The 9,864-nt window shown below is 57.5% G+C and carries 2 protein-coding genes and 3 rRNA genes; all 5 read left to right on the forward strand.

Annotated features, from left to right (window positions below):
* The first annotated feature begins 89 nt into the window (after positions 1 to 89).
* The 5 genes from C501_RS0110645 to rrf all read left to right on the forward strand — a co-directional run bounded on the left by C501_RS0110645 (position 90) and on the right by rrf (position 9,748).
* The gene (locus C501_RS0110645) at positions 90 to 2,429 is read left to right on the forward strand and encodes a HelD family protein (RefSeq protein ID WP_018135613.1); all 2,340 of its coding nucleotides are present in this window, start codon (positions 90 to 92) and stop codon (positions 2,427 to 2,429) included.
* An 80-nt stretch (positions 2,430 to 2,509) separates the two neighbouring features.
* Positions 2,510 to 3,850: a tyrosine--tRNA ligase gene (tyrS, locus tag C501_RS0110650; protein WP_018135614.1), complete on the forward strand. Its 1,341-nt coding sequence runs from the start codon at positions 2,510 to 2,512 to the stop codon at positions 3,848 to 3,850.
* A 517-nt stretch (positions 3,851 to 4,367) separates the two neighbouring features.
* A 16S ribosomal RNA gene (locus C501_RS0110655) occupies positions 4,368 to 5,898 on the forward strand.
* 415 nt (positions 5,899 to 6,313) lie between these two features.
* A 23S ribosomal RNA gene (locus C501_RS0110660) occupies positions 6,314 to 9,455 on the forward strand.
* A 176-nt stretch (positions 9,456 to 9,631) separates the two neighbouring features.
* A 5S ribosomal RNA gene (gene rrf / locus C501_RS0110665) occupies positions 9,632 to 9,748 on the forward strand.
* The 16S, 23S and 5S rRNA genes sit together here, the layout of an rRNA operon.
* The last annotated feature ends 116 nt before the right edge of the window (positions 9,749 to 9,864 follow it).

A 9,864-nucleotide genomic window follows, 5' to 3' on the forward strand; every position in this document is an offset into this window, starting at 1 on the left:
AGGCCCTGTTCAATTCCTATTCATGCAATGAGGCGTAGAATAGACGGTCTGCTTCGCCAGCATGCACCAGACCCAGAGAGGACGCCTCAATGCTTGACGCCGAGCCCGCTCATCCTGCTGACGGTAACACCCCGGTTACCTCTGAAGTTACCTCTGAATCCGGTACTGCCGCTGGGCGGCCCGGGATCCAGCGGCAGGAAGAGCTGAGCCAGGAGCGGGAATACGTCGCCGCTCTCTATGCCCGGCTTGATGAGCTGCGCGAGGAGAAGGTTAGCCAGCTCGTGCAGGTGCGGAAGAACAACACCGGCGGATCGCATCAGAACCGTTCCGAGCGGGACGCCTTCGCGACAATGTATGAAGACCGGCTGGCGCAGCTCAACGCGGTTGATGACCGGCTGGTCTTCGGCCGGCTGGATCTCGACTCAGGGGAACGGCGCTATATCGGCCGCATCGGTCTGTCCACAGATGATCTCCGGCAACTCATGGTGGATTGGCGGGCGCCGGAAGCGGGCAGCTTCTACCAAGCGACGGCCTTCGAGCGCCTGGGGGTGCGCCGACGCCGCCATCTGATCCTGCAGCGCCGGGAAGTCGCCGCGATCGAAGACGATGTGCTGGATAGCGAGCTACTCAAGGAGGGCGAGCAGCTTCAGGGTGAAGGCGCGCTTCTGGCCGCGCTCGATGCCAAGCGCACCGGCCGGATGGGCGATATCGTCAGCACCATCCAGGCCGAACAGGACAGGATCGTGCGCGCTCCGCTTTCAGGCGCACTGGTGGTGCAGGGCGGCCCCGGAACCGGTAAGACAGCGGTGGCGCTGCACCGGGCCGCTTATCTGCTCTACACACATCGCAAGCGCCTGGGCTCGGCGGGAGTACTGGTCGTCGGCCCCTCATCGTCCTTCATGGAATACATCGAACGCGTGCTTCCCTCGCTCGGTGAGACCGGAGTGGTGATGGCGAGCCTGGGCCGCTTGATGCCCGGAATCGACGCCTCGGGCGTAGAAGATCTTCCGGAGGTCGCCGAGATCAAAGGGCGCGAGGTGATGGCGAAGATCATCCAGCGCGCCGTAGCGAACCGTCAGCGGGTACCTGCCGAAGATCAGACCCTGAATGTCGAAGGCCAGCAGCTGACCCTGACCGCTAAGCAAGTGCGCCGGGCCCGGGACAAAGCACGGGCTACGGGCAAGCCGCATAATGAAGCCCGGCTTACCTTTGTGAAGATCCTGCTGCGGGAACTGACCGAACAGCTCACCGAGAAACTCGAAGCCGGTTCCCGCGGGAATACCGCGGACCGCTCTTACGCCGGTGAGGAGGTGCGCACCGCCCGGGACGTGCGCGTAGCGCTCAATCTGGCTTGGATGCCGATGACTCCGGAGCGCCTGGTCAGTGAGCTTTTCGCGAAACCAGCGGTGCTGGAAGCTGCGGCCCCGGAGCTGAGCCCGGCACAACGAGAACTTCTGCTCCGGGATGCTGAATCCCCGTGGACAGAATCTGATGTTCCGCTTCTCGACGAAGCCGCGGAACTATTAGGCGAAACCGACGGCAGCCGTTCCGATAACACCCAGGGCGCGGCCTGGCAACGGGATCTGGAGAATGCCGAGCAGGCTTTGCGCAATATGCAGCAGAGCCTTGCCGACTCCGGTGTCGACGGTCTCGTCAGTGCCGCCGATCTGGCCGATCACAATACCTGGGAGCAGGAGCACATGCCTCCTGCGGAGCGGGCGATGTCGGATCGCAGCTGGGCCTTCGGGCATATCGTCGTAGATGAGGCGCAAGAGCTCTCACCGATGCAGTGGCGGCTTCTGGCGAGACGCTGCCCGGTGAAGTCCTTCACGATCGTCGGAGATATCGCCCAGGCCTCTGGGGCGGCAGCTGCGCATTCCTGGGATGAGGCGCTCGCCCCGCACTTTGGCCAGCATTGGCACCGGGAAGAGCTCACGGTGAATTACCGGACCCCGGCGCAGATCGTGGAGATGGCCACCCGGATGGCCAGAGCCGCCGGGCAGCTGAGCGATATCTCCGAGGCGCAAGCGGTCCGTGAAGGCCGCTGGGCGCCGGTGATAGATCATGTGGCGGAGCCGACGCAGCTGACCGAGGCCGTAACGAAGGCGGTGCCGGAGGAGCTCGCGGCGGTTGACGGTGGTGTGCTCGCGATCATCGCGACGCCCGAGCGGATAGCGGACCTCACCCCTGCGCTCGTGGAGCTGTATGGTTCGAGAGTGGGGCACGGGGCCGGTTCGCTGAACCAGGACATCGTGGTGCTCAGCCCGCACGATGCCAAGGGGTTGGAGTTCGACGGGGTCGTCGTGGTGGAACCTGCAGAGCTCATCAGCGGTGACCGGGTGAGCGATCTCTATGTGGCGATGACCCGGCCGACGCAGCGGCTGCGGCTTATCCACGCTGCTGAGCTGCCTGCGGGCATCGGGGACTGACCGCCAGGAACTAATCGGGCTGAGTGGTTCACTGGCCTGCGGAATCTCCGAGAGTACCGGGATTGCGGTAGTTTAAGGATGTGTCAACCGATCCCCGTCTCCCTGTTCCTTCCGGTTCTGTCCGGCCGCAGCGCAATGATGAAAGCTTTCCGAATATCTGGCAGGAGCTGCTCTGGCGCGGCCTGATCCAGGTGTCTACTGATCCGGAAGCTCTCGAGAAAGCGCTCAACGAAGAGACGGTGACGTATTACTGCGGTTTCGACCCCACCGCCTCGAGCCTGCACCTAGGCCACTTGGTGCAGCTCATCTTCATGCGACGCTTACAGCTCGCCGGGCACCATCCCTTGGCACTGGTGGGCGGGTCCACGGGCATGATCGGGGACCCTCGACCCACCACGGAGCGAGGCATGCAGACCAAGGAACAAGTGGCGGACTGGGTGCGCAGCATTCAGACTCAGGTGCAGCCCTTCCTCTCTTTCGAAGGCCAGAACCCGGCGCGGATGGTCAATAATCTGGATTGGACCGCCCCCTTGAGCGCCATCGATTTCCTGCGCGATATCGGCAAGAACTTCCGGGTCGGCACGATGATCAAAAAAGATATCGTCGCCTCCCGGCTGAACTCGGACGAGGGAATCTCCTATGCGGAGTTCAGCTACCAGATACTGCAGGGCCTGGACTTCCTGGAGCTCAACCGGAACTACGGCTGCACGATGCAGTTCGGCGGTTCCGATCAATGGGGGAACCTGACCTCCGGAACCGAGCTCATCCGCAAGGTGGAGGGCAAGAGCGTCCATGCGGTCGGCACTCCGCTCATCACGAATGCGGACGGGACCAAGTTCGGCAAGAGCGAAGGCAATGCCATCTGGCTCAACCCGGAATTGACCAGCCCCTACGAGTTCTACCAGTTCTGGCTCAACACCGCGGATGCGGATGTCGCTGAGCGGCTGAAGGTCTTCACCTTCCTCTCTCGCGCCGAGATCGAAGAGCTTGCTCAGGTCACTGCGGAGCGACCGCATGAGCGCGCCGCGCAGAAGACTCTGGCCTGGGAAGTGACTTCGATGGTTCACGGTGCAGAGGCCACTGGCAAAGTGATCGATGCTTCCCGAGCGCTTTTCGGGGGAGGGGAACTCGAGGGGCTCGATGAGAGCACCCTACGGGCCGCCACCGCGGAGCTGCCGTACACGAAACTGAGCGCTGATGACTTCGATGACGGTCTGGATATCGTGAGTCTTCTGGTCGCATCGGGGCTCGTGGAGAGCAACTCTGCGGCCCGGCGCACTGTGGCCGACGGCGGGGCTTACGTCAACAACCAGAAAGTGACAGCCCCCGATAGCCGGATCGAGCGATCACAGCTCTTGCACGGCCGGTACCTGCTGGTGCGCCGGGGCAAGCGCACGATGGCACTGCTCGAAGTGGCCTGATTCCAGGGGCGATTCAGCAGGCTTTTTGGGTTGTGGTACAGCTCACGCTACGGAGGGTTTGCATCCTCCGAGGGGGCGTGTATAGTAGTACAAGTCGCCCGCTGCAGTAAGGCTCAAGGCACGGAGTTCATACCGGCCCCTAGCAATTGCAGCGGAAACCAAACCCTTATACTTCTACTGAAGCTAATCCTTCTGCGCCTCAGGCTCAGCACAGGAAAAGCTCAATAAAGTAGTGGGCGGATTCGATAGAATTCATGTGAATTCCGGGAAATAGTCCGGTTTGACAAGAAGAAAATGAATCAAATAAAGTAAGTAATAACGAGTCAAGCAGAATTCGGATTGGTTTTGAAACTAATTCTAGAATCCTTGAAATCGTCTGTTGTTTGAGTTCTCAATAGTGTGTTTTGTGTTTGTTGATACCGTTTTTGTAGATGGTGTCGTTCTGTTGTGTCATGCGCTCCTGTGTGTGATGTGATGGAGTTGATGCTTGGATCATTCGTTGGTCTGTTGATGTTTTTTGACGGAGAGTTTGATTCTGGCTCAGGATGAACGCTGGCGGCGTGCTTAACACATGCAAGTCGAACGATGAAGCGGTGCTTGCACCGTGGATTAGTGGCGAACGGGTGAGTAACACGTGAGTAACCTGCCCAAGACTCTGGGATAAGCCTGGGAAACTGGGTCTAATACTGGATATGACCATTGGACGCATGTTCTGGTGGTGGAAAGCTTTTGTGGTTTTGGATGGACTCGCGGCCTATCAGCTTGATGGTGGGGTAATGGCCTACCATGGCTTTGACGGGTAGCCGGCCTGAGAGGGTGACCGGCCACACTGGGACTGAGATACGGCCCAGACTCCTACGGGAGGCAGCAGTGGGGAATATTGCACAATGGGCGAAAGCCTGATGCAGCGACGCCGCGTGAGGGATGACGGCCTTCGGGTTGTAAACCTCTTTCAGTAGGGAACAAGGCTAGTTTTGCTAGTTGAGGGTACCTGCAGAAGAAGCACCGGCTAACTACGTGCCAGCAGCCGCGGTAATACGTAGGGTGCGAGCGTTATCCGGAATTATTGGGCGTAAAGAGCTCGTAGGCGGTTTGTCGCGTCTGCCGTGAAAGTCCGGGGCTTAACCCCGGATCTGCGGTGGGTACGGGCAGACTAGAGTGATGTAGGGGAGACTGGAATTCCTGGTGTAGCGGTGGAATGCGCAGATATCAGGAGGAACACCGATGGCGAAGGCAGGTCTCTGGGCATTAACTGACGCTGAGGAGCGAAAGCATGGGGAGCGAACAGGATTAGATACCCTGGTAGTCCATGCCGTAAACGTTGGGCACTAGGTGTGGGGAGCATTCCACGTTCTCCGCGCCGTAGCTAACGCATTAAGTGCCCCGCCTGGGGAGTACGGCCGCAAGGCTAAAACTCAAAGAAATTGACGGGGGCCCGCACAAGCGGCGGAGCATGCGGATTAATTCGATGCAACGCGAAGAACCTTACCAAGGCTTGACATCGCCTAGATCGCTATAGAGATATGGTTTCCCTTCGGGGCTGGGTGACAGGTGGTGCATGGTTGTCGTCAGCTCGTGTCGTGAGATGTTGGGTTAAGTCCCGCAACGAGCGCAACCCTCGTTCTATGTTGCCAGCGGTTCGGCCGGGGACTCATAGGAGACTGCCGGGGTCAACTCGGAGGAAGGTGGGGATGACGTCAAATCATCATGCCCCTTATGTCTTGGGCTTCACGCATGCTACAATGGCCGGTACAAAGGGTTGCGATACTGTGAGGTGGAGCTAATCCCAAAAAGCCGGTCTCAGTTCGGATTGGGGTCTGCAACTCGACCCCATGAAGTCGGAGTCGCTAGTAATCGCAGATCAGCAACGCTGCGGTGAATACGTTCCCGGGCCTTGTACACACCGCCCGTCAAGTCACGAAAGTTGGTAACACCCGAAGCCGGTGGCCTAACCCTTGTGGAGGGAGCCGTCGAAGGTGGGACTGGCGATTGGGACTAAGTCGTAACAAGGTAGCCGTACCGGAAGGTGCGGCTGGATCACCTCCTTTCTAAGGAGCACCAAGCACTCAGTCGCTGGCCGCATGGTTGGTGGTGTGGGTGTGAGGAGTAAAGCCCATTGCGGAACCGACAGTGTTTCGGTGGGTGCTCATGGGTGGAATATCAACAAATAGTGCCTCGTGATCGTGAGTCAGTGAGTGCTTAGTACGCCGGTTTTTGCTGGTTGGAAGGGTTTCTTGTTGGTTGATGGTGTGGGGGTGATGAAACACACTATTGGGGCCTGAGGCAACAGGCGCCCGCACTTTTGGTGTGGGGTTTGTTGTTTTGTTTCCTGTGCTTTGACTGGAATACCGGTTGTTGTTGGTGTTTGGTTGGGGTGTGGGTTGTTGTTTGAGAACTGTATAGTGAACGCGAGCATCTTATATTAGAGCAATTAGTAGTTTATTTTTTGTTCTGGTTTTTGTGGTTCAAGTTTTCAAGGGCACATGGTGAATGCCTTGGCACAAGGAGCCGAAGAAGGACGTAGGAATCTGCGATAAGCCTCGGGGAGTTGATAACCGAACGGTGATCCGAGGATGTCCGAATGGGGAAACCCCGCTGCCTGTTATGGGTAGTGACCCGCACCTGAACACATAGGGTGTGTGGAGGGAACGTGGGGAAGTGAAACATCTCAGTACCCACAGGAAGAGAAAACAAAAGTGATTCCGTTAGTAGTGGCGAGCGAACGCGGAAGAGGCTAAACCGTGTCTGTGTGATACCCGGCAGGGGTTGCAGGCGCGGGGTTGTGGGACGATTCGTACTGGTTCTGCCGGACTGGTGAAGTGTAATGCGCAGGTATAGATGAACGGTTTTGAATGACCGGCCGTAGAGGGTGTGAGCCCCGTAGTTGAAATGTTGTGCGCTGCTTGAGTCGTATCCCGAGTAGCACGGGGCCCGAGAAATCCCGTGTGAATCTGTCAGGACCACCTGATAAGCCTAAATACTCCCTTGTGACCGATAGCGGACAAGTACCGTGAGGGAAAGGTGAAAAGTACCCCGGGAGGGGAGTGAAATAGTACCTGAAACCATGTGCTTACAATCCGTCAGAGCAGGCTTGTTCCTGTGATGGCGTGCCTTTTGAAGAATGAGCCTGCGAGTTAGTGATACGTGGCGAGGTTAACCCGTGCGGGGTATCCGTAGCGAAAGCGAGTCTGAATAGGGCGATTCAGTCGCGTGTCCTAGACCCGAAGCGGAGTGATCTACCCATGGCCAGGTTGAAGCGACGGTAAGACGTCGTGGAGGACCGAACCCACCTAGGTTGAAAACTGGGGGGATGAGCTGTGGGTAGGGGTGAAAGGCCAATCAAACTCCGTGATAGCTGGTTCTCCCCGAAATGCATTTAGGTGCAGCGTTACGTGTTTCTTACCGGAGGTAGAGCTACTGGATGGCCGATGGGCCCTACAAGGTTACTGACGTCAGCCAAACTCCGAATGCCGGTAAGTGAGAGCGTAGCAGTGAGACTGTGGGGGATAAGCTTCATAGTCGAGAGGGAAACAGCCCAGACCACCAACTAAGGCCCCTAAGCGTGTGCTAAGTGGGAAAGGATGTGGGATTGCTTAGACAACCAGGAGGTTGGCTTAGAAGCAGCCACCCTTGAAAGAGTGCGTAATAGCTCACTGGTCAAGTGATTCCGCGCCGACAATGTAGCGGGGCTCAAGCACATCGCCGAAGTTGTGGCATTCACACACGTACCCTAGTGTCACGGGTTTACCCGTGGTGTTCAGGGGTGTGGATGGGTAGGGGAGCGTCGTGTGGGCAGTGAAGCCGCGGTGGAAACCAGCGGTAGAGGCCACACGAGTGAGAATGCAGGCATGAGTAGCGAAAGACGGGTGAGAAACCCGTCCGCCGAATGATCAAGGGTTCCAGGGTCAAGCTAATCTGCCCTGGGTAAGTCGGGACCTAAGGCGAGGCCGACAGGCGTAGTCGATGGACAACGGGTTGATATTCCCGTACCGGCGAAGAACCGCCCATACTGAGCAGGTGATACTAACCGCCAGACGCATGACTGATCGCCCTTGTGGTGTGAGGTTTTTTGCTGATCGCGGGACCTTATCCTGGGAGGTAAGCGTATTAACAGGTGTGACGCAGGAAGGTAGCCGAGCCGGGCGATGGTTGTCCCGGTCTAAGCAGGTAGCCCGTTCCATAGGTAAATCCGTGGAGCTAGTTTTGATACTGAGGGTGAGACGTGATGGGACCCCCTGATGGGGGAATTCGGTGATCCTATGCTGCCGAGAAAAGCATCGACGTGAGGTTCCAGCCGCCCGTACCCCAAACCGACACAGGTGATCAGGTAGAGAATACCAAGGCGATCGAGAGAATCGTGGTTAAGGAACTCGGCAAAATACCCCCGTAACTTCGGGAGAAGGGGGGCCCAATCCGTGATGAGGATTTACTCCTCGGAGCGGGTGTGGGCCGCAGAGACCAGGGGGAAGCGACTGTTTACTAAAAACACAGGTCCGTGCGAAGTCGCAAGACGATGTATACGGACTGACTCCTGCCCGGTGCTGGAAGGTTAAGAGGATCGGTTAGCCCCTTTGTGGGCGAAGCTGAGAATTTAAGCCCCAGTAAACGGCGGTGGTAACTATAACCATCCTAAGGTAGCGAAATTCCTTGTCGGGTAAGTTCCGACCTGCACGAATGGAGTAACGACTTCCCTACTGTCTCAACCATGAACTCGGCGAAATTGCACTACGAGTAAAGATGCTCGTTACGCGCAGCAGGACGGAAAGACCCCGAGACCTTTACTATAGTTTGGTATTGGTGTTCTAAGTGGTTTGTGTAGGATAGGTGGGAGACTGTGAAGCAGGCACGCTAGTGTGTGTGGAGTCATCGTTGAAATACCACTCTGATCACTTGGGGCACCTAACTTCGGCCCGTAATCCGGGTCAGGGACAGTGCCTGATGGGTAGTTTAACTGGGGCGGTTGCCTCCCAAAAAGTAACGGAGGCGCCCAAAGGTTCCCTCAGCCTGGTTGGCAATCAGGTGTTGAGTGTAAGTGCACAAGGGAGCTTGACTGTGAGAGAGACATCTCGAGCAGGGACGAAAGTCGGGACTAGTGATCCGGCGGCACATTGTGGAATGGCCGTCGCTCAACGGATAAAAGGTACCTCGGGGATAACAGGCTGATCTTGCCCAAGAGTCCATATCGACGGCATGGTTTGGCACCTCGATGTCGGCTCGTCGCATCCTGGGGCTGGAGTAGGTCCCAAGGGTTGGGCTGTTCGCCCATTAAAGCGGTACGCGAGCTGGGTTTAGAACGTCGTGAGACAGTTCGGTCCCTATCCGCTGCGCGCGCAGGAAATTTGAGAAGAGCTGTCCTTAGTACGAGAGGACCGGGACGGACGAACCTCTGGTGTGCCAGTTGTACCGCCAGGTGCACGGCTGGTTGGCTACGTTCGGACGGGATAACCGCTGAAAGCATCTAAGCGGGAAGCCCACTTCAAGATGAGATTTCCATCCACCATTTGGTGGGAGAGGCCCCCAGCAGACCACTGGGTTGATAGGCCGGACGTGGAAGCACAGTAATGTGTGAAGCTGACCGGTACTAATAAGCCGATAACCTGACCCACAAACCCAACAACACTTCAAAAGAGTTGGGAGGGTGCTCGCGTTCACTCTACGGTCCCCAAACAACAAACCACACCGCGGTATGAAAAGCACAGGAACCATTGAGATAACTACATAAGACTTGACGTAACAGTCACACGAAACTTCACCCCCTCCACAGGGGTGGTGACATAGAGTTTCGGCGGCCATAGCGTGGGGGAAACGCCCGGTCCCATCCCGAACCCGGAAGCTAAGCCCCACAGCGCCCATGGTACTGCACTCGACAGGGTGTGGGAGAGTAGGACACCGCCGAACAACCATTACAAGAGAGGGAACCACAAAGCCGTGGTTCCCTCTCTCTTTATTATTTTAACAACAGCCACATCGGGCGCCCAAGGACCGGAATGGGTCTGCCCCGGGTTTGGTTGACA

The sequence above is a fragment of the Acaricomes phytoseiuli DSM 14247 genome (assembly GCF_000376245.1).
Classification (GTDB): domain Bacteria; phylum Actinomycetota; class Actinomycetes; order Actinomycetales; family Micrococcaceae; genus Renibacterium; species Renibacterium phytoseiuli.